This is a genomic window from Rhodococcus sp. A14 (assembly GCF_011603105.1).
Taxonomy (GTDB): Bacteria; Actinomycetota; Actinomycetes; order Mycobacteriales; family Mycobacteriaceae; genus Rhodococcus_F; species Rhodococcus_F opacus.
Genome location: NZ_JAAOQS010000005.1, coordinates 49,270 through 68,098 on the forward strand (window position 1 = coordinate 49,270; position 18,829 = coordinate 68,098).

Sequence of the window (18,829 nt, forward strand, 5' to 3'; positions counted from 1 at the left end):
ACCGATTCGGTTCAGCGTGAGGCCAATTGCGCTCCGCGCCCGTGCGCCTTTTTGGTAGCAGTCACTACCAAAAAGGCGCACGGGCGGCGAAGCCGCCTACCGCTGGATCGACTTGATCTCGAGGAACTCCTCGAAGTCGAGGACGCCGGCCTCGCGGCCGATGCCGAACTGCTTGTACCCGCCGAACGGGGCGTTGGTGTCGAACCTCCCGCCGTTCACCTCGACCTGGCCGGCGCGCAACTGTCGCGCGACGCGGTCGGCGCGGTCCTGGTCCCCGGACCAGATGCCGGCGGCGAGTCCGTACTCCGTTGCGTTGGCGATCCGCACCGCGTCGTCCTCGTCCCGGTACCCGATGATCGACAGGACGGGGCCGAAGATCTCCTCCTTGGCGACCACCTCGGGATGTCCGGCGATCGCCTCGCCCACGACGGGCCCGAATCCGCTGACGAGGTTGAACACGCCTGCCGGCAGACCGATTTCGTCGAAGATGTCGGTGAGCGCCTACGTGGCGAGCGGTGCCACCTCGGTCGGCTCGAGCACGACGGTGCATCCCGCGGCCAGAGCACCGCCGACCTTGAGCACCACCCGGTGGAGCGGGAAATTCCACGGGGTGATCGCCCCGACGACACCGACCGGCTCGCGCACGATCAGGGAGTTGCCCACCTCGTGGACGTCGAAGTCGGAGGTGGCGGCCAGTTCGGCGAACGCAGCGAGGTTCGCGAGCGGCATGCCGATCTGGATGGGCTTCGCGAATCCCAGCGGCATGCCCATGTCGCGGGACATCAGGGCGGTGAAGTCGTCGAGGCGCTCCTGGATCAGGGCAGCCGCTTTCTGGAGGTACTCGCCACGTTCCTTGCCGCTGAGCGCGGACGATGCGGGGAAGGCTGCTCGCGCGGCCTTCGCGGCGCGATCGACGTCGTCGGCGGTGCCCTCGGCGACTACCTGCGCCCCGCAGCCTACGACCGGATTCCTCCGGCAAGGGGCGAATGCGATCTCCCCGAACCCCGCACCGGGATGCCACCGATCGCGGACCATCGACGTACGGCAGCACATCAGCGAAGAGGAGCGATCAGATGCGCACGCAGTCACCGGCACGCACCCTTCTCGGCGTACTCGGAATCGCCGCCGTGCTCACCGCCTCGGCGTGCGGCTCGACGGACGACACGGGGACCGCCGAACCCTCGCGTGACATCACCTTCACGAGATCCGCGCCCACCGAGACGACCGCACCGCACCCCGACCGCTGCCTGATCGGCGAACTGCGGGTGACGCTCGGACAGGCGAGTGGGGCCGCCGGATCTCAGGAGATCCCGCTCGTCTTCACCAACACCGGCACCCGCGGCTGCGTCCTCCACGGATACCCGGGGGTCTCGTACGTCGCCGCCCCGAACGGTCCGCAGGTAGGTGCCGCGGCCGATCGGGACGGCGGCACCGAGCCTCCGGTGACGGTCGCCCCGGGCGCACGGGCCACCGCAGCGGTGCGTGCCACGGTGGTGCAGAACTATCCGGCCGAGACGTGTGACCCCACTCCGGTCGCAGGATTCCGGGTGTACCCACCCGACGACACCGGGTCGGTATTCCTCCCCTACCCCACCACCGGCTGTTCGCAGACCGGCGTGAAACAGCTGTCGGTGCAGCCCGTGATCGGGTGACCTGGTTCACCCGCCCCGGGTGAATCGGCTCACCCTGCCCTCGACCTACCGTCGGGCTACCGGCTCGCGTAGGAGGAAGGCGGAGGCATGTTCGAGATCATCCGCGAAGTGCATTCCGAAGTTCGGCACCGCCGTGGTCCGCGGCATCACCACCATCTCCTCACCCGAGCGGAGCGCCGGTCGCGGATCCTGAAGCACTTCCACATGTGATCCGCCGGGGCGGCCGACCCTCCGACCAGGCCTGTTCTTTGCCTTCGCTAACAATTGGCACGGATGGGTACTATCCGACGTCGTGACTGACAGCAGGCTGGAATCGGCGAAGGTGTCCAGAGACGACTCGGACGAGTCGCCGATCGGGACCCCGCCCCAGTCGTCTCCCCTCGATCAGTCGGTCCGCTCCGCCCGCCTTCTCGCGATCGTCGCCTCCGTCGTCGGAGTGCTGCTCACGTTGTCGCTCCCGTTCCTTCCGGTCGAGCAGGACAGCGCAACCCTCACCTGGCCGCAGAACGGCAGCACCGGAAGCGTCGAGGCACCGCTCGTCACCTACGCGCCGCTGAGCCTCGACGTGCAGATCCCCTGTTCGGCGGTCGGTGAACTCGCCGACCGCGGCGGGATCCTGACCTCCACCGCCCCCGCTGGCGCCGCCGACGCCGGGAGGTACGGACTGGTCGCCAGGGTGAATCCCGCGACCCCGGACGGTCCCGCCGGCGTCGAGGTGCTGTTGCGGAACAAGGTGCTGCTGTCGTCGCCGCTGGACCAGCTACCCGCAGACTGCGCGCTCGTGGTGTCGTCGGATTCCACGCGGACCACCGCGGGATTCGTCGCGGCGGGCCAGGACGCACCGACCGTCGTCGACGGCGACCTCCGCCCGCAGACGGTGGGCATCTTCAGCGACCTCGACGGTGCGGCGCCCGACGGACTGCAGGTGACGGCCCAGATCGACAGCCGCTTTTCGTCGACGCCGTCGACCCTCAAGTTCGTCGCCATGGTGGTGGGCGCGCTCGCGACGATTCTGGCGCTGGTGGCGCTGCACCGTCTCGACAACGTGGACGGGCGCCGGGCACGACGATTCCTTCCCACCCGCTGGTGGTCGTTCGGGGCCGTCGACGCCGTCGTCATCGGCACGCTGGTGCTGTGGCATTTCATCGGCGCCTCCACCTCCGACGACGGCTATCAGTTCAACATGGCCCGCACGTCCGAGGCGGCGGGCTACATGGCCAACTACTTCCGCTGGTACGGCGTCCCGGAGGCGCCGTTCGGGTCTCCGTATTACGACGTCCTCGCGGTGCTGGCGAACATCACCCCGGCGAGCCCGTTCGTGCGTCTGCCCGCGCTGCTCGCCGGCATCGTCGCCTGGCTGGTGATCAGCCGTGAGGTCGCACCGCGACTCGGCGCCGCGGTCCGGGGCAACCGGCTCGCGCTGTGGACCGGCGGACTGGTGTTCCTCGCGTTCTGGCTTCCGTACAACAACGGTCTGCGGCCCGAGCCGATCGTCGCGGTGGGCGTGCTGCTCACGTGGTGCTCGGTGGAACGTGCCGTCGCGACCCGGCGACTGCTGCCCGCCGCGGTGGCGATTCTGGTCGGTGCGGCCACGCTGACCGCGGGCCCGTCCGGGTTGATCTGTTTCGGCGCCCTGGTCGCGGGCGCCCGGCCGATCCTGCAGATCGTGATCGCGCGGGCCAAGACGGTCGGATACATCGCATTGCTGGCTCCGCTCGTCGCGTCGGGGACCGTGATCCTGGTGGCGGTGTTCGCCGACCAGACCCTCGCCGCCGTCATGGAGATGCAGCACGTTCACGCGATCGGCCCCAACGTCCCCTGGTTTGACGAATACCTCCGCTACCAGTACCTGCTGAACATCTCCGTCGACGGTTCGCTGTCGCGCCGGTTCGGCGTGTTCGTGATGGTGCTGAGCCTGGCCGTGACGGTCCTCGTGATGCTCCGCAAGGGCGGCCGGATTCCCGGGACGGCGGCCGGACCGTCGCGGCGGCTCATCGGCATCACGCTCGCCGCGATGGGGTTGATGATGTTCACGCCCACCAAGTGGACGCATCACTTCGGCATCTACGCCGGCCTCGCGGGGTCGCTCGCCGTCCTGGCGTCCGTGGCGGTGAGCACCGCCGTGGTGCGCTCGCCGCGCAACCGCGCGCTGTTCGCGGCCGTCGTGCTGTTCCTGCTGGCGATGTGCTTCACCAGCACCAACGGGTGGTGGTACGTGTCCAGCTACAGCGTCCCGTGGTGGGACAAGCCGGTGTCGATCGCCGGCCTCGGTGCCGGCACCATCCTGCTCGGCGCCACGCTGGTGATGCTGCTGATCGCGGCGTGGTGCTACTTCCGCGAGCCCTACACCCGGACCGAATCCGTGCGGCGACGCCGGTTGTGGGCGATTCCGCCGTTGACGGTGGCGGCCGCCGCGATGGTGCTGTTCGAGGTGCTGTCGATGGCGAAGGGCGCGGTCGCGCAGTACCCCGCGTTCTCCCTCGCCCGCTCCAATGTCGATGCCGTCACCGGCGCACCGTGCGGTCTCGCCAACGACGTCCTGCTCGAAACCGATCCGAACGCGTCGTTGCTGCAACCACTGTCCGGTGACGCCGCGACCGCTCTCGCGGGTGCGGGCACCGTCGGCTTCACGCCGAACGGCGTCGCCGGCGACCTCAGTGCCGACGAGGAATCGTCGGATGCGGGCGTCGCCAACTCCGTCAAGACCGACAACACCGAGCAGACGGCGTCGAGCAACGCCGCGGGCACCGGCGGCGGCGCCGGCGCGGTGGGTGTCAACGGCAGCGCCGTGGCTCTGCCGTTCGGCCTCGACCCCGACCGCACGCCCGTCCTCGGCAGCGACGGCAGCGACGGCGACGCGTCACTGACCACGGGCTGGTACCGGTTGCCGAACCCCGAATCGGACGCCGGGGCTGGTGACATCGTCTCCATCGCCGCAGCGGGCCGCATCCGCTCCGTCGACGCGGACGGCGTCGTCACCTACGGCCAGAACCTCGAGGTGGAATACGGCACCACGCAACCGGACGGCGCGGTCGCGGTGTCGGGACGCGTGACGCCGATCGATATCGGCCCGGCACCGTCCTGGCGGAATCTGCGCGTCCCGCTCGATTCCCTGCCGGACGATTCGGATGTCATCCGACTCGTGGCGTCGGATTCGGACAGTGATCCGCAGCAGTGGCTGGCGGTGACGCCGCCGCGTGTTCCCCGGACGCAGACACTGAACGACGTGATCGGATCCGACTCGCCCGTGATGATCGACTGGGCTGTGGGACTTGCATTTCCGTGCCAGCGACCGTTCGACCACCGCACGGGTGTCGCGGAGGCGCCCGAATACCGGATCCTCCCCGACCGTCCCGGCGCGATCATGACCAGCCTGTGGCAGGACCGGTACGGCGGAGGCCCGCTGGGCTGGATCGAGATGACCCGGGCGAGCCGCACCATACCGTCGTACCTGAGGGACGACTGGGACCGTGACTGGGGCGGAGTGGAGCAGTACTCCCCGCTCGACCCCGACGCGAAGACCGCGGAGATCGACACCACCCGGATTCAGCGTTCGGGCATGTGGAACCCGGCGCCGATCATCACGGCCTACTGAGCGTCGGTGACGCGCCCCTGAGCCGGGCGCGTCACCGATCACCTCAGAGTTCGAATTCCGCCGGAGCGATGCCGACGGCGAAACAGGCGTCGCGCACCACGTTTCGCTCGTGCTGGTCGAAGTTGCCGTCGGCGCCACCGATGACGATGCCGATCTGGATGACGGCACGTGCCTGATCCTGCTTGGACTTCAGCTTCGCGATGGTGGCGGTGGCCTCGATCTTGCCGAACTCGAAATCGGACTGCAGCTTGCTGCAGTACCAGTCGAACTTCTGGCTCAGCTCGTCCGACGGGAACACACTCAGCGCCTCGTTGCTGGTGATCAGCGCCGCAGTCTTCTGACGCTCGGACGGGTCGATGGTCCCGTCCGCCGCGGCGATGAGGGCGCACATGGCCATGCTGGCGTTGGCGAACTCCTTGTTCTGGAACTGTGCCGTCTTGGTCTTGAGCTGGCCGTTCATCTCGAACGCCTTTGCCTTCAGCTGATCCCAGAAAGCCATTGGACTCCTTCTTCGTGTGCCCACGCACGGTGCGTGTGGTGTCCAATTTGCCAGGTTTCACCCGAGGGCGTCGCCGCGGTCGGTCTACCAGCGCAGTCACAGGAATCCGCCGCTAGGGCCGCAACGCCTGCAGGCCTCCCGTCGGCACGTGGATCCACCCCTCCCGTTCGGCAATGGCGCGGTCGTCGCCCTCGGGTAGCGCTGTGCAGCCGACGGCCGCTGCCCGCGCGATGACGGCGGCCAGCACGGCGTCGAGAGCATCGTCCGATTCGCGGCAGATCGGCTGGAATGCACCGAGATCCATCCAGTCCGCGGCCGCCAGGAGCGCGTCGACCAACTCCCCCAGCGTCACCCGATTCTGCGCGCTCTTGTATCCGCGCGACACCAGGCCCCAGGTGCGCAGCGCGGCCGCCGGATACGCCTCGACCACGCGGCCGTCGACGCGTCCGACATCGACGCCGAGGTCACCGAGTTCCGCGAGGATTCCGGCGCAGCGTAACGCGACGTGCGCGATGAGATCGGCCGACACACTGAGCGGGGATATCCCCGTCGCGGCTTGCACCACGAGGTCGGTGCGTCGCTTGGTCAGCGGTCGACGCCCGTCGCGGTTGGCGAGACCGTTGGCCGCGGACAGTCGGCCGGCGTGGTGCTCGGACACCATCCGGACGAACGCGTCGGGCCAGCCGAACGGTGCATCGATACCGGTCCTGTCGCACGCCAGCACGGCCTCGATCACGGCGTCGTTCCCGGCTCCCAGCCGGACGGACTCGACGCGGGCCACACCGCCGGACCAGTCGATGATCGCCAGGGCGGTCTTCTTCGGTTCGGCCGCCAGGTCGACTCCCACGGTACGCATCGACCCAGGCTAGTCCGACCTGCTGAATCAGAATAAGTGATGCAACACATCAGTTAGTTGTTCTGTACAGATTCACTGCCTCCGACCATTGTGGTCTCCACTACTCGACCTAGAAGTGGCGCACTTGCGCCGTTCGGAGGATTGATGCCCGACACCCACGTCGCCCCGATGCTGGAGAAGCACACCATCGGGTTCGTCCCGGAATCCGATCGCCACGGCAAGGTTCGCGATCTGTTCACGCTGTGGTTCGGCGGCAACCTCGCCCCGCTACCGATCGTGACCGGTGCCCTCGGCCCCAGCCTGTTCGGACTCTCGCTGTGGTGGAGCCTCGTCGCATTCGTCGTCGGACATCTCGCCGGGGGCGCCCTGATGGCGTTGCATTCGGCGCAGGGACCCCAGATGGGGATCCCCCAGATGATCCAGAGCCGCGGACAGTTCGGCACGTTCGGGGCGCTCATCATCGTGGTGATCGCCGCCGTGATGTATCTCGGCTTCTTCTCGTCGAACATCGTCCTGGCCGGCCAGTCGATGCACGGGATCGTGAACGGCATACCCGTGGACGTGGGGATCGTGGCCGGCGCTCTCGGCTCCGCCGTCATCTGCGTCATCGGCTACCGGTTGATCCACATCCTCAACCGCATCGGAACCTGGGTCCTCGGAATCGGAATCCTGGTGGGCTTCTTCGCCATCCTCACCGGCGACCTGCCGTCGGACTTCCTCACGCGGGGCGACTTCAACTTCGCCGGTTGGCTGGCCACCGTGTCACTCGGCGCGCTCTGGCAGATCGCGTTCGCGCCCTACGTGTCCGACTACTCGCGGTACCTCCCCAAGGACGTCGGCGTGCCGTCGACGTTCTGGGCGACATACCTCGGCTGCACCCTCGGCTCGTTCCTCGCCTTCGCGTTCGGTGCGGTCGTCACGCTCGCCGCACCGATCGGCATGGGCACCATGGACGGCGTCAAGGCGACGACGGGAAGCCTCGGCAGCATCATGCTGGTGCTGTTCCTGCTCAGCGTCATCAGCCACAACGCGCTGAACCTGTACGGCGCCGTCCTCGCCATCATTACGTCCGTCCAGACATTCCGCGCCCGCTGGATTCCGACCGCCCGCGCCCGGGTGATCCTCTCGACGATCATCCTCGTCGCGGCCTCCGTCGTCGCCATCGCGCTGTCGGCCGACTTCGTGTCGCACTTCGTCGATCTGGTGGTCGTGCTTCTCGTCGTGCTGGTGCCGTGGACGGCGATCAACCTCATCGACTTCTACCTCATCCACAAGGGCGTCTACGACCTCGAGTCGATCTTCCGCTTCGACGGCGGCATCTACGGCCGCTTCAACTGGACGGCCGTCACCGCCTACCTGCTCGGCATCGTCGTCCAGATTCCGTTCATGGCCACGTCCCTCTACACGGGGCCCGTGTCCGCGTTCCTCGGCGGCGCCGACCTGTCCTGGGTCGCCGGGCTGGTGGTGACCGGGCCCATCTACCTGCTCCTCGCGCGGCGCGGCTCGACCGGAGCGAAGACCACCTCCGGCGCCACACCTGTGCCCGCCCGGCAGTAGTCCCCGAACACCGCACCGCCCGAGCCTGTTACAGGCTCGGGCGGTCTGCGTGGTGACCGCCCCTGTCCGCTCGGGCAGGATTCGCCGTTGTCCACCACCCGGCGGTGCCTGCTCGTTAGGGTCGAAAAAAGAGACCGTTCCGCCGGAGAGAGAGTTGTCGCAGATGTCCAATTTCCCGGGCCTCACCCACGTCGCGATCACCGTGTCCGACCTACCGGCCAGCACCGCCTGGTACACCGCACTGTTCGGATCGGCCCCCGTCCTCGACGAGGACGAGGAATCGGGGACCTTCCACCACACGGTGTTCGCGCTCGACGGCGGCATGCTCTTCGGCCTGCACACGCACCCCGACGCCGGCGCTTCCGCACGATTCGACGAACGGCAGGTCGGACTCGACCACATCGCGTTCCAGTGTTCCCCCGACGCACTGCCCCGGTGGGTGGAGCGGCTCGATGCCCTCGGCATCGAGCACGGGGGCATCAAGACAGCGCACTACGGTTCGGGCATCTCGTTCCGTGACCCCGACAACATCGCGCTCGAATTCTTTGCCCCACCCGTGAGTACTTCTTAACGTCGGGCGGTTAACAAGTACTCACGGGCGGCGGAGCCGCAGGCGTCGAGCAGTGTCAGGGCGAGGGCCAGCGCGCCGTCGACGGCCGCCCGGTCTGCAGCGGGCGCGGCGCTGGCCGCGGCGAACTCGGCCTGATGGTTGACCGCGGGCGCCGAGTCGATTCCGATATAGGGGTGGATCGCGGGAATCACCTGCGAGACGTTGCCCATGTCGGTGGAGGCCCGGTTCATCAGCGAGTCCGCGCCGGTGCGGAACACGCGGCCCAGTCCCTCCGCGTGCCGGACGTACGACGCGAGCAGCGCCTCGTCGGTGCGGAACTCCGAGTACGGTTCGCTTTCCGGGGCGATGGTCAGTTCACAGCCGGTTGCGACGGCGCCGGCCTCGAAGCAGCGGGCCACGCGGGGCTCGATGCGGGCCAGTTCCTCCAGCGTCTCCGCGCGCACGTACCAGCGACCTTCGGTGCGCTGGGGAATGGCGTTGGGCGCCTCTCCCCCGCGGGTCATCATTCCGTGCACTCGCGTGCTCGACGGAAGCTGTTGGCGGAGCAGCCCGATGGCGACCTGCGCCACCGTGAACGCGTCGGCCGCGTTGACACCCCGTTCGGGGTACGCCGCGGCGTGTGCCGCCTTGCCGTCGTACCGGATGTGGCTGTGGGACACCGCGTACGGTTCGGCCCGGGCGACGTCGACCGGGCCGGGGTGGGCCATGACGGCGGCATGGACGCCCTCGAACGCACCGCGTTTCAGCATGTCGATCTTGCCGCCCCCGCCTTCCTCGGCGGGGGTGCCGAGCACCGACAGGGTGATGCCGAGGTCGTCGACCAGCGGGGCGAGGGCCAACGCCGTCCCCACCGAGATGGCGGAGATGACGTTGTGCCCGCACGCGTGTCCGAGCCCGGGGAGCGCGTCGTATTCCGCGCAGACCGCGAGGTGCAGCGGTCCGGAGCCGACGTGTGCGCGGAACGCAGTGGGCAGTCCGACGTACTGCTGCTCGACCGTGAAACCGGCGTCCGAAAGCACCCCGGCCACCCGGACGCACGAGCGTTCCTCCTCCCACGCGACCTCGGGGTGGGCGTGGAGGTCGTGCGACAGAGCCAGGATCCGGTCTTCCGCCCTCCTGGCTCCGTCACGAACCGCGGCGTCGGCGCTCACAGGTCCCCCGGCACGCCGTAGGACGGGGCGGCCGTCGGGTCGACACCGCGCACCCGGTAGTCCCGCTTCTGCGGTTCCCACACCGTCCACAGCCGGCGCAGTTCGCCGACCGGGTCGTCGTGCCAGTCGACGCGCAGATCGGTGACGGGCCAAGGCACGTCCTCGACCACCTGGACTCCCGCCGAGTGCACGGGCCCCGCCTCCCCGCCCGCGGTGACGGCCGCGGTGAGTCCGTCGAGCAGTCTGCCCTCGAACGTCGGGGCGGTACTCGACACGTAGCCGAACAGCAGCGACCGGATGACGCCTTCGTCGCGAAGCATGTTGCCGGCGACGGCGGCGCCGTTGCCCTGCGCGCTGCTGTGGATGCCCAGCGTCTGCGCGCCCGAGTGCACCGCGGTGCCGCCGTCCGCATCGACGATGACGACCTGGCGGTAGTCCGGGAACTTCTCCTGCGCGAGTGCGGTTTTCAGTGCGGTCTCCGCGTTCGCACCCGAGGCGAGTGCGTCGAGACCGATCGGCCCCAGCTGCGGGTTGGTCACGTTCTGGGAGGCGACGACGCCGACCCCGGACCGCACGTGCAGGCAGCGTGCGGCCACGGCGGGGCTCGAGGAGCAGACGACCATCCCGAACGCGCCCCCGGGATCACGGGCGACGAGTGAGAACGTCATGAGCTGATCACGGCCGTCGCGTCGATCTCGACGAGCCATTCGGGCCGGGCGAGGGCGTCGACGACGATGCCGGTGGACACCGGGTGCACGCCCTTCAGCCAGCGTCCGACCACTCGGTAGACGGTCTCGCGGTACCGGACGTCCACCAGGTAGATGGTGACCTTGACGACGTCCTCCAGCCGGCTGCCCGATTCCTTCAGCAGCATCGCGATGTTCGCCATCGCCTTCTCGGCCTGGGCCTCGACGTCGCCGATTCCCACCGACTCCCGGGTGTCGAGGTCCTGTCCGATCTGCCCGCGGAGATACACGACTCCGCCGGCGACGACGGCCTGGGCGAGGTCGTTGTCGAGGTTCTGTTCCGGGTACGTGTCGCGGGTGTTGAACGAGCGGATGCGGGTGTGGGTGGTCATGCCGCACCTCCGTCGACGTTGTCCGACAGTCCCGCTGCGGCCTTGACCAGCCCGAGCGGACCGTCGAAGTCGAAGTTGCGGTAGACGGCGGCGAGCTGCGCGAAAGGCGGCGACTGGGCGAAGAGCTGGAACGTCAGGCGATGTCCCGCGTAATCGCTGTTGAGCAGGTCGCGGGCGAACGCGAGGAGCTTGCGACGGTCGTCGGCCACCCAGTTGTCGTTGATGGAGTAGAACTTCTCCAGCCACGGCGCGACGTCGGGGTCGGCGAACGTGGCGGCGTCCGGGGTGATGCAGATCTGGCCGCCGCACAGCTCGCGGGCGATGTGCATCATCGCGGGCAGCTGGCTGAGCGCCATCACCCGGCCGGTGTAGAGCAGGGACTGGTTGGGCATGAGCAGGCCGCCGGGGCTGGGCTCGGCGAGGGAGATGGCCGCGGTGAGGTGGGCGTTGATCGTCTCCCGGTAGCAGGCGAGCTGAGCGAGCTTCTCCTGCACCGCCTGCTGCTTCTCGAGCCCGCTCTGCTTGACGTTCCAGAGTGCGGATCCGATCATCAGATCGGCGAGGTGCAGGGTGCGTTGCACGAACGGGAATGCGCTGTAGCGGTGCAGGGTGGAGCGGATGAACGTGGCCGCCCGAGTGTGCCGGTAGAACAGCACGTCTTCCCAGGGGATCTCGACGTTGTCGAACACGACGAGGGACTCGACCTCGTCGACGCGGTTGGCGAGCGGGTAGTCGGCGGACGGCGCACGGCCGGCGAACCCGTTGCGGGAGATGTACTTCAGCCCCGGCGCACCCATGTCGAGCACGAATCCGACGGCGTAGTCGGACAGTTCGCTGTTGCCCCAGTTGGCGATGGTGGGTTTGGTGAACGCCTGGTTGGAGTAGGCGGCGGCGGTCTCGTACTTCGCGCCGCGCACGACGATGCCGTTGTCGGTCTCCTTCACGACGTGCAGGAGCATGTCGGGGTCCTGATCTTGCGGCGCCTTGGACCGGTCGCCCTTGGGGTCGGTGTTCGCCGACACGTGGAACGGGTCCTCCCGGACCGACCGGTCCAGGTGGCGGCGGATGTTCTCCGAGAATCGCGGGTCCACCTCGTTGAGGACGTCCTGGCCGTCGAACAGCGACCACATCTCACCGATGGTCTCGTCACCGACGCGGGTGACCACGCCCCGGGTGTCCTCGAGTACCAGGTCGACGGCGGCGCGCTTGTCGAGCCAGTCCTGCTGCGTGCGGGGAAGCTTGTTGGCGATGGCGTTGCGTTCGCCGGATTCGGGATCGACGTAGGTCATCGCGTCCTGCGTGGCCTCGTCGTGTGCGAGGTCGTAGATGCGTGCCCGCACGTCGACGATCGGCTTGAACATGGGATGGTTGGCCACGTCCTTGACGCGTTCCCCGTCGACCCAGACCTCGCGGCCGTCCCTGATGGACTCCCTGTATTCGTCTCCGGTGCGGATCATTTCGTGCTCCTGGTCCTCGGCGCGGGGTGTGCGTCCGGGTAGTCGGGGAAGGTGGAAGGTTCGAACGCTGCGGGCTTGCTGTAGGTGTGGGAGGCGTACACGAGCGGTTCACCGGGGTGCGCCTCCACGGCGGCGACGCGCCCGATGTAGACGCGGTGGGTGCCGGCCTCGATGACGTCGTGGACGGTGCAGTCGAACGACGCGATCGCGTCGTGGACGCGGGGTGAGCCGGATTCGGCCACGGTCCAGTGCCCGCAGGTGAAGTCCCACCGCTGCTTGCCGGGCCAGGGGCGGCCGGCGAAGGTGTCGGCGACGTGATCGTGCTGGGTGGCAAGCACATTGACGCAGAAGACGCCGTTCTCGGAGATCGCGTCGTTGACCGGGCTTCGTCCGTGCAGGCAGACCAGCACCAGCGCCGGGTCGGCCGAGACGGAGCACATCGCGCTCACGGTCTGCGCGGCGCGCCCGCCGCGGCCGTCGGTCGCGACGACGGTGACTCCGGTGGCGACGGCGCCCATGGCCGCGACGAAGTTGACGGTCGAGCTGTCCGGCATCGGTGCGGCCACCGATGTTCGGGCCGTCGTTTCGACGGCTGCGTGACGGTCAGCGATCGGCATGACGGGCTCCTTTCTGTGTGCGGTGAGCGAGGAGTTCGTGCCGTTGCACCAATCTTGAGGTGCCCGGTGAAATCTGTACAACACAGATAAGTGGCGCACTGCATAAGGAAAAGTGATGAAGTGGGAACCGATGCCGATCACGGCTTCGACCAGGGATAATTCCCTACATCAGCCGATGCGGACGGGGACGATCATGACGCCACTGCAACGCTATATCGCCGAAGAGATCGCGATCGACCATGCCGACGGGCTGCTGTCCCGCCGGGAGGCGTTGCGAAGACTCGGACTCATCGGCCTCGGCGTGGCGGCGGCGTCTTCGCTGCTCGCCGCGTGCGCCACCGACAGCGACGAGTCGCCGACCTCGGCGCCGGTGACGCCGGGCGGGGCGACGCCGCCGCCACCGGGAGCGGCCGAGGCCGTCGAGACCGAAGCGGTCACGTTCCCCGGCCCGGACGGCCGGGTCCTGCAGGGCGCGTGGGCCGACGCCGCCGCGCCCCGCGGAACGGTCCTCGTCATACACGAGAACAAGGGCCTGACCGACCACATTCGTTCGGTGGCAGGCCGATTCGCGGGTGCCGGTTACTCCGCGCTCGCCCTCGACCTGCTCTCGGAGGAGGGCGGGACCGCGACGTTCACCGATCAGGCGCAGGCCACCGCCGCGCTGGCCACCGTGCCGCCGGCACGCTTCGTCGCCGACATGAAGGCCGGGATCGACGAACTCGGGCGTCGGGTGCCGGACGGGAAGATGGCGGCGGTGGGGTTCTGCTTCGGCGGCGGGATGGTGTGGCGACTCCTCGCGTCCGGCGAGCCGCGGCTGGCGGCGGCGGTCCCCTTCTACGGTCCCCTGCCCGAGGGCGCCGACTTCTCCGGGTCGAAGGCCGCGGTCCTCGCCATCTACGCGGAATTGGACGCCCGGGTGAACGCGTCCCGCGACGCCGCGGCCGCCGCACTCGCGAAGGCGGGGCTACCGCACGAGATCGTCACGGTTCCGGGTGCCGATCACGCGTTCTTCAACGACACCGGGCCCCGCTACAACGCGACCGCGGCAGCCGAGGCCTACGAACGTGTCCTCGCCTGGTTCGGCGAATACCTGGGGTGAGGCGGGCGCATCAGCAGTGCGGCCACGAGGAAGCAGACGGCGCCCACGAACGTGCCCAGATCGGCGATCGTCGCGTTCTTCAGCGCGTCGGTGCCGGGCACGATGTACGCGCCCACCGCGGACACCCCGAACGCTATAGACCCGATCATGTTCAGCCAGGTGCTGCGCCAGTTGCGGGCATGCGGATCCCACAGCTTGTCGGTTTCGGTGGTGGCCACCACCGCCAGACCGCTGGCGACGAGGAACGCCGTCGACCCGAAGAGGTCGGGACGCCACCCCCACACCCGGTCCTGTTCGACGGTGAGGCTCTGGATCAGCACGACCCCGGTACTCACGTTGAACAGCAGGGTGCCGACGAACTGGATCAGCGCCGCCCACCAGTCGTAGCGTTCGACCGTCGCGGATTCCTCCCCGGGCACCGGCCTCCCGCTGAGCCGCAACTGGATGAATCCGGCGGTGGTGAAGAACAGCGACCCGACGAAGTAGGTGATGTTGTCGATCTCGGGGCCGACCGCCTGCCCGTACACCCGCGTGGCCGCCATCCCGAACAGGAAGGAGCCGATGACGAATCCCCAGGACTCCCGGCGCAGCCGGAGCGTTCGGCGAGGTGCGGACGAGGTGTGGTCACTCGACACCGTGACGTCACCCCCCTGACCGGTCGGCAAGGTCTCAGACTCTCCGAAGACACGCACCGGGTCAAGGTCGGACGCCGAAATTCGGCTGCGAGTCCACGTGGGGTGTGCCAGTGTCGGGACATGACGACGACCACCGCCGGCATCACGATCAGAACGGCGACCGAACAGGACTGGCCGAAGATCACCCTGCTCAACGAGATCTGCTTCGTGACGCCGCAGACCGAGGAGTTCACCGCCCACTGGAAGCAACTCGTCAGCGGCGCGCCGCCGATCATCGCGCTCGACGAGGACTCGGTGGTCGGCGCCACCATGGACATCCCCATGACCGTCACCGTTCCCGGTGGCGAGGGCGTTCCCGCGGCGGGTGTCACCGCGGTGACGGTCGCGCCCACCCATCGACGCCGCGGACTCCTTCGCGCGCTCTACGCCGAACATCACGCCCGCATCCGGACGTCGAGTGTCCCGCTGTCACTCCTCACGGCCAGTGAGGGCGGGATCTATGGACGCTTCGGGTACGGACCCGCGACCGTCGAGACCACGTCGAGCATCGACCGCCGGTTCGCCGTGCCGCACCCGAAGGCACCGGACCCGGGTGGTGTGCGGATGGTCCATCCGGCGGAGGCCCGGGTGGCGTTCACCGACGTCTACGACCGCTGGCAACGGGTGACCCCGGGGGCGCAGGTCCGGCCCGGGATCGTGTGGAATCGGATCTTCGCCGACCGCGAGAGCGAGCGCGGCGGCGGCACAAGCCTGTTCGGGCTCGTGCACCACGACGGCTACGTGCTCTACCGTCGCGTGTCCGGCGACAGCGGAACCGTCGCCCGGGTGGAGGAGATCCGCACGGTCACGCGGGACGCGCACGCGGCGTTGTGGCGGGCACTGCTCGGCCTGGACCTCGTGCGCCGCATCGAGGCACACCTCACCCCCGAGGACCCGCTGCCGTATCTGCTGACCGACGGCCGGCTGGTGCGCACCACCTCGCGCCACGACGAGCTGTGGGTCCGGATCATGGACGTGCCCGCCGCGCTCGAGGCCCGCAGGTACCGAACAGACGTCGACGTCGTGATCCAGGTCGACGACGGATTCCTGGACGCCGGTGGGCGGTTCGCGCTGACCGTGCGGGACGGCACCGCGATGTGCACCCCGACCGACTCCGCCCCGCAGGTGGTGCTCGACCTGGACGTGCTGGGCAGCCTGTATCTCGGCGCCCACCGGGCACGCACGTTCGCGGCCGCGAACCGGCTGCAGGCTGCGGACCCCGACGTCCTCGACCGTGTCGATCACGCCTTCGGCGCCGACCGCGACGCCCAGATGGGGTGGCCGTTCTAGCGGCCCGAACCGGCCTGTTTCGCGAACACCGCCCGCGCCCGTTCGGCGACGGCCCGGGCCCGCGCCGTGCTCCGCACACCCTTCAGCCGGGCGAGCACCACGGGCAGGCCGGGAACGTCGTCGGCAATCGGCAGCGTCGCGACGCGTCCGCCGTCGTAGGTCCGGCCCTCGGCGGGCCGCTGGTTGAGGATCGAGAAGCCGTGGCCGCGGGCGACGAGCCCGCGCACCGTTTCGTAGCTCGCGGATCGGTACCGGACCACCGGCGTGACCCCCGCCGCGGACAGCATCGCCAGGAAGTAGTCGCGGCTGCTCGGCAGGTCCAGCAACACCATGGGTTCGCCTTCGAGCTCGGCGAGCGTGATCGCGTCGTGCCCGGCCAGCCGGTGGTCGGGCGGAAGGATGACGTGCGGTCGGGCGACCCCGAGCGTCTCCGTCTCCATGTCGTCGCCCAGCGCGAGGTCGTACGTCAGGGCCAGTTCCGCGGTGCCGTTGCGCAGCGCCGCCCGCACCGCCTCCGCCTGCGTCTCGACCACCTCGACCTCCAGGTCGGGGTGCTGATCACGCAGGTCCGAGATCAGTGTCGGGAGGATGAACGGGGTGAGGGTGACGAAGCAGGCCAGGCGCACCGTTCCCCGGACGTTGTCCTCGTGGCCGCGGGCCGCGTCGAGAACCTCACCGAGGTGGGCGAGGACGCTGCGGGTGTCGCGGAGCATCTCCTCCCCCGCCGCGGTGAGGACCAGTCCGCGGGACCGTTGCCGGATGAAGAGCTGAGTGCCGATCTGGTGCTCGAGTTGGGAGATCGCCGAGGAGACCGCCGACTGCGCGACCATCAGTTCGTCGGCTGCCTTCGTCATGCTGGAGAAGTTCGCGGCCTCGACGAAATACCTGAGCTGGGTGAACGTCACGTCGGGTCGTCGTTGCATGCGCTCTCCTCGGGATCTGAGGCCACCAGGATTGCAGGTCTCCGACCGGGGAGCCACCCACGACACACGCGGCGGCCGCGACACCGTCAGCGGACGTCGGCCTTCACGAGGCCGGGATCCGGATCCGATCCGGGGCCGTCCTCCCGGGCGGGGCGCGGGCCGCTCGCGGACCGCACGGACTTGCCGCGCACGTATCCGACGGCGCCGAGGAGCGCGAGCCCGGCCAGCGTTCCGAGGGTGAACAGTTCGAACGTCCCCTGGCTCACTCCCCAGATCTCCTCGAAGTCGTAGTCCAGGCCGAACACCGATTCCAGGGTTCCGGGGAAGACGGCCACCCAGGAGCCGAGCAGCACCCATGTGAAGCAGAGGATGCCGAGCACGCGGAAGCCCGCGTTTGCGGTGGGAACCCGGAAGGGCCGCACGACGTCCGGGAATCGTGTGCGCAGGCGAACCGCCGAGGGGATGACGATCAGGTAGCTCAGCAGGAACGTCGAGATCGAGATGGTGAGCACGACCGCGAAGATGGAACCGCCGGAGCCGGTGATCTGCATGGCCGCGATCATGAAGACGGTGGCGACGAGTCCGGACAGGAAGTTGACGCGCACCGGCGTTCCGAGACGCGGGTGGAAGCGGCTGAAGAACCCGCCGAAGAACGCGCCGTCGGCCGCGGCCATGGCCTGCATGCGGTCGCTGATGATCATCCACGCCGCGCCCTGGGTCATCAGGATGACCGCGAAGATCACCCCGGTCACGGTGAGCATGGCGGGTGCGGCGGGACCGTAGACGCTGTACACGGTCGCGACCGCCTCGAGAAGTCCGCCGACACCGGTGATGTCGTCTGCGGGGACGACGAGCAGGATGGCGAAGATCGGGAGCAGGTAGGACGCGGCCGCGATGGCGCAGGCGCGGGCGATCGAGATCGGGACGTCGCGGGCGGGGTTCTTCATCTCCCCGGCGGCGCTGTTTCCGGATTCGAACCCGAGGTAGGAGAACAGCAGCAGCGGCGTCACGCCGAGGAGCCCGGTCAGGGTGGGGCTGAAGTCGCCCGCCGAGATGCCGGCGAATCCGTTCTTCGCGGCGTAGATGCCGGTGGTGACGAGGAAGAAGAGCAGGAAGACGATCTTGAGGAACGCGCCGACCGTCGGAATCCATTTGCCGCGAGCCAGACTCACGACGGCCGCGAGCACCGCCAGCCAGATGAAGACCACTTTAAACAGGTAGTCCGTCACCGATCCTTCCTCGAACGCGGTGACGTAGTGGTTCCAGGTCTCCGCGGCGATGAACGCCATGGACCCGCCGACCCACACCGGCTGGGTCACCCACGTCAGCAGCGATGCGAGGGCGGCGAGGGGCCGGCCGAACGCTCTCCGGACCCACACGTACACACCGCCCTCGCCGGTGAACGTGCTGCCGATCTCGGCGAAGATGAGGCCGTACGGCAGCAGGAAGAACACCGCGAGAACCAGTGCCCAGGTGAATGTCTCCGCGCCGAAGGTGGAGACCTGACCGAGAACCTCGACCGACACCACCGCCGCGACGATGAGGAAGACGATGTCGAAACGGCCGAGTGACTTCTGGAGATGTTGCGTCTGTTCGTCCGCCAGGGCGGTGGGGGTGTTGTCGCTCATCGATGTACCTCGTTGCTGGAGCCGATGGGAATGTGCTTGCGCGCTGCCGGTTTTCAGTCGGCCGGTTTCAGTCGGCGCGGTAGACGGTCCGCCCCTCCACCATGTCGGCGGCGCCGAAGATGCACCCTGTTTCAGCGGCTGCGGTCGAATCTGTGGTCATGACGTCTCTCTCGTTGCAGTGA

The 18,829-nt window shown here is 68.6% G+C and carries 16 protein-coding genes and 1 pseudogene; 6 read left to right on the forward strand and 11 right to left on the reverse strand.

Going from position 1 to position 18,829, the window contains the following annotated elements:
• Positions 1-96 precede the first annotated feature (96 nt).
• Positions 97-942 (reverse strand): annotated as a pseudogene (locus tag G9373_RS48100) (aldehyde dehydrogenase family protein); the annotation flags it as partial.
• Positions 943-1,073: 131 nt separating this feature from the next.
• Between G9373_RS48100 and G9373_RS04530 the strand changes: the two are divergent.
• Positions 1,074-1,652 (forward strand): DUF4232 domain-containing protein, encoded by a 579-nt coding sequence (locus G9373_RS04530; protein WP_133984842.1) that lies wholly within the window; start codon positions 1,074-1,076, stop codon positions 1,650-1,652.
• A gap of 322 nt (positions 1,653-1,974) precedes the next feature.
• Positions 1,975-5,247, forward strand: a complete 3,273-nt coding sequence (locus G9373_RS04535; RefSeq protein ID WP_054247188.1) for an arabinosyltransferase domain-containing protein — start codon at positions 1,975-1,977, stop codon at positions 5,245-5,247.
• 43 nt (positions 5,248-5,290) lie between these two features.
• Here the strand turns inward: G9373_RS04535 and G9373_RS04540 are convergent, their stop codons facing one another.
• Together G9373_RS04540 and G9373_RS04545 are read right to left on the reverse strand one after the other, a co-directional pair.
• Positions 5,291-5,746, reverse strand: coding sequence for a tellurite resistance TerB family protein (locus tag G9373_RS04540; RefSeq protein WP_005254018.1), 456 nt, complete (start codon positions 5,744-5,746; stop codon positions 5,291-5,293).
• Positions 5,747-5,858: 112 nt separating this feature from the next.
• Positions 5,859-6,602, reverse strand: coding sequence for a DUF429 domain-containing protein (locus tag G9373_RS04545; RefSeq protein ID WP_043792373.1), 744 nt, complete (start codon positions 6,600-6,602; stop codon positions 5,859-5,861).
• 144 nt (positions 6,603-6,746) lie between these two features.
• Between G9373_RS04545 and G9373_RS04550 the strand changes: the two genes are divergently transcribed.
• Positions 6,747-8,159, forward strand: a complete 1,413-nt coding sequence (locus tag G9373_RS04550) for a cytosine permease (protein ID WP_005571287.1) — start codon at positions 6,747-6,749, stop codon at positions 8,157-8,159.
• Positions 8,160-8,322: 163 nt separating this feature from the next.
• Positions 8,323-8,730 carry a VOC family protein gene (locus G9373_RS04555; protein ID WP_167114079.1) on the forward strand — a complete coding sequence of 136 codons (408 nt, stop codon included), beginning with the start codon at positions 8,323-8,325 and terminating at the stop codon, positions 8,728-8,730.
• Here G9373_RS04555 and G9373_RS04560 read toward each other — a convergent pair.
• Genes G9373_RS04560 through G9373_RS04580 form a run of 5 tightly spaced genes read right to left on the reverse strand, consistent with a single transcriptional unit; the run spans position 8,727 to position 13,033 of the window.
• Entirely contained in the window at positions 8,727-9,881 is a 1,155-nt protein-coding gene (locus tag G9373_RS04560; RefSeq protein ID WP_005571283.1) for a M20 family metallopeptidase, read from the reverse strand. The two genes, G9373_RS04555 and G9373_RS04560, sit on opposite strands and share 4 nt — an antisense overlap.
• Entirely contained in the window at positions 9,878-10,549 is a 672-nt protein-coding gene (locus tag G9373_RS04565; RefSeq protein WP_005571282.1) for a DUF1028 domain-containing protein, read from the reverse strand. Before G9373_RS04565 ends, G9373_RS04560 begins: the two co-directional genes overlap by 4 nt.
• Positions 10,546-10,959 carry a RidA family protein gene (locus G9373_RS04570; RefSeq protein ID WP_005571280.1) on the reverse strand — a complete coding sequence of 138 codons (414 nt, stop codon included), beginning with the start codon at positions 10,957-10,959 and terminating at the stop codon, positions 10,546-10,548. The genes G9373_RS04565 and G9373_RS04570 overlap by 4 nt, the downstream gene beginning before the upstream one ends.
• Positions 10,956-12,416, reverse strand: coding sequence for a 4-hydroxyphenylacetate 3-hydroxylase family protein (locus tag G9373_RS04575; RefSeq protein WP_005254011.1), 1,461 nt, complete (start codon positions 12,414-12,416; stop codon positions 10,956-10,958). The genes G9373_RS04570 and G9373_RS04575 overlap by 4 nt, the downstream gene beginning before the upstream one ends.
• The gene (locus G9373_RS04580; RefSeq protein ID WP_167114082.1) at positions 12,413-13,033 is read right to left on the reverse strand and encodes a flavin reductase family protein; all 621 of its coding nucleotides are present in this window, start codon (positions 13,031-13,033) and stop codon (positions 12,413-12,415) included. The genes G9373_RS04575 and G9373_RS04580 overlap by 4 nt, the downstream gene beginning before the upstream one ends.
• A gap of 193 nt (positions 13,034-13,226) precedes the next feature.
• On the opposite strand from G9373_RS04580, the gene G9373_RS04585 reads away from it, so the two are divergent.
• On the forward strand, positions 13,227-14,132 hold the full coding sequence (locus G9373_RS04585) for a dienelactone hydrolase family protein (RefSeq protein ID WP_133984850.1): 906 nt from the start codon (positions 13,227-13,229) through the stop codon (positions 14,130-14,132).
• On the opposite strand, the gene G9373_RS04590 is transcribed toward G9373_RS04585, so the two are convergent.
• On the reverse strand, positions 14,090-14,767 hold the full coding sequence (locus tag G9373_RS04590; protein WP_054247912.1) for a YrhK family protein: 678 nt from the start codon (positions 14,765-14,767) through the stop codon (positions 14,090-14,092). The two genes, G9373_RS04585 and G9373_RS04590, sit on opposite strands and share 43 nt — an antisense overlap.
• A gap of 120 nt (positions 14,768-14,887) precedes the next feature.
• Here G9373_RS04590 and G9373_RS04595 point away from each other — a divergent pair, with 120 nt between their 5' ends.
• Complete coding sequence (locus G9373_RS04595) at positions 14,888-16,096, forward strand: enhanced intracellular survival protein Eis (protein ID WP_054247906.1); 1,209 nt, start codon at positions 14,888-14,890, stop codon at positions 16,094-16,096.
• Here G9373_RS04595 and G9373_RS04600 read toward each other — a convergent pair.
• Together G9373_RS04600 and G9373_RS04605 are read right to left on the reverse strand one after the other, a co-directional pair.
• Complete coding sequence (locus G9373_RS04600; protein WP_005254006.1) at positions 16,093-17,019, reverse strand: LysR family transcriptional regulator; 927 nt, start codon at positions 17,017-17,019, stop codon at positions 16,093-16,095. The two genes, G9373_RS04595 and G9373_RS04600, sit on opposite strands and share 4 nt — an antisense overlap.
• An 86-nt stretch (positions 17,020-17,105) precedes the next feature.
• Positions 17,106-18,647 (reverse strand): APC family permease, encoded by a 1,542-nt coding sequence (locus tag G9373_RS04605; protein ID WP_167114086.1) that lies wholly within the window; start codon positions 18,645-18,647, stop codon positions 17,106-17,108.
• Between the last annotated feature and the right edge of the window lie 182 nt (positions 18,648-18,829).

Bases quoted from the DNA above. Each gene is read 5' to 3' on its own strand.
- G9373_RS04530 (WP_133984842.1), top strand. From the start codon at position 1,074: ATGCGCACGCAGTCACCGGCACGCACCCTTCTCGGCGTACTCGGAATC.
- G9373_RS04540 (WP_005254018.1), bottom strand. From the start codon at position 5,746: ATGGCTTTCTGGGATCAGCTGAAGGCAAAGGCGTTCGAGATGAACGGC.
- G9373_RS04545 (WP_043792373.1), bottom strand. From the start codon at position 6,602: ATGCGTACCGTGGGAGTCGACCTGGCGGCCGAACCGAAGAAGACCGCC.
- G9373_RS04550 (WP_005571287.1), top strand. From the start codon at position 6,747: ATGCCCGACACCCACGTCGCCCCGATGCTGGAGAAGCACACCATCGGG.
- G9373_RS04555 (WP_167114079.1), top strand. From the start codon at position 8,323: ATGTCCAATTTCCCGGGCCTCACCCACGTCGCGATCACCGTGTCCGAC.
- G9373_RS04565 (WP_005571282.1), bottom strand. From the start codon at position 10,549: ATGACGTTCTCACTCGTCGCCCGTGATCCCGGGGGCGCGTTCGGGATG.
- G9373_RS04570 (WP_005571280.1), bottom strand. From the start codon at position 10,959: ATGACCACCCACACCCGCATCCGCTCGTTCAACACCCGCGACACGTAC.
- G9373_RS04575 (WP_005254011.1), bottom strand. From the start codon at position 12,416: ATGATCCGCACCGGAGACGAATACAGGGAGTCCATCAGGGACGGCCGC.
- G9373_RS04580 (WP_167114082.1), bottom strand. From the start codon at position 13,033: ATGCCGATCGCTGACCGTCACGCAGCCGTCGAAACGACGGCCCGAACA.
- G9373_RS04585 (WP_133984850.1), top strand. From the start codon at position 13,227: ATGACGCCACTGCAACGCTATATCGCCGAAGAGATCGCGATCGACCAT.
- G9373_RS04595 (WP_054247906.1), top strand. From the start codon at position 14,888: ATGACGACGACCACCGCCGGCATCACGATCAGAACGGCGACCGAACAG.
- G9373_RS04600 (WP_005254006.1), bottom strand. From the start codon at position 17,019: ATGCAACGACGACCCGACGTGACGTTCACCCAGCTCAGGTATTTCGTC.
- G9373_RS04605 (WP_167114086.1), bottom strand. From the start codon at position 18,647: ATGAGCGACAACACCCCCACCGCCCTGGCGGACGAACAGACGCAACAT.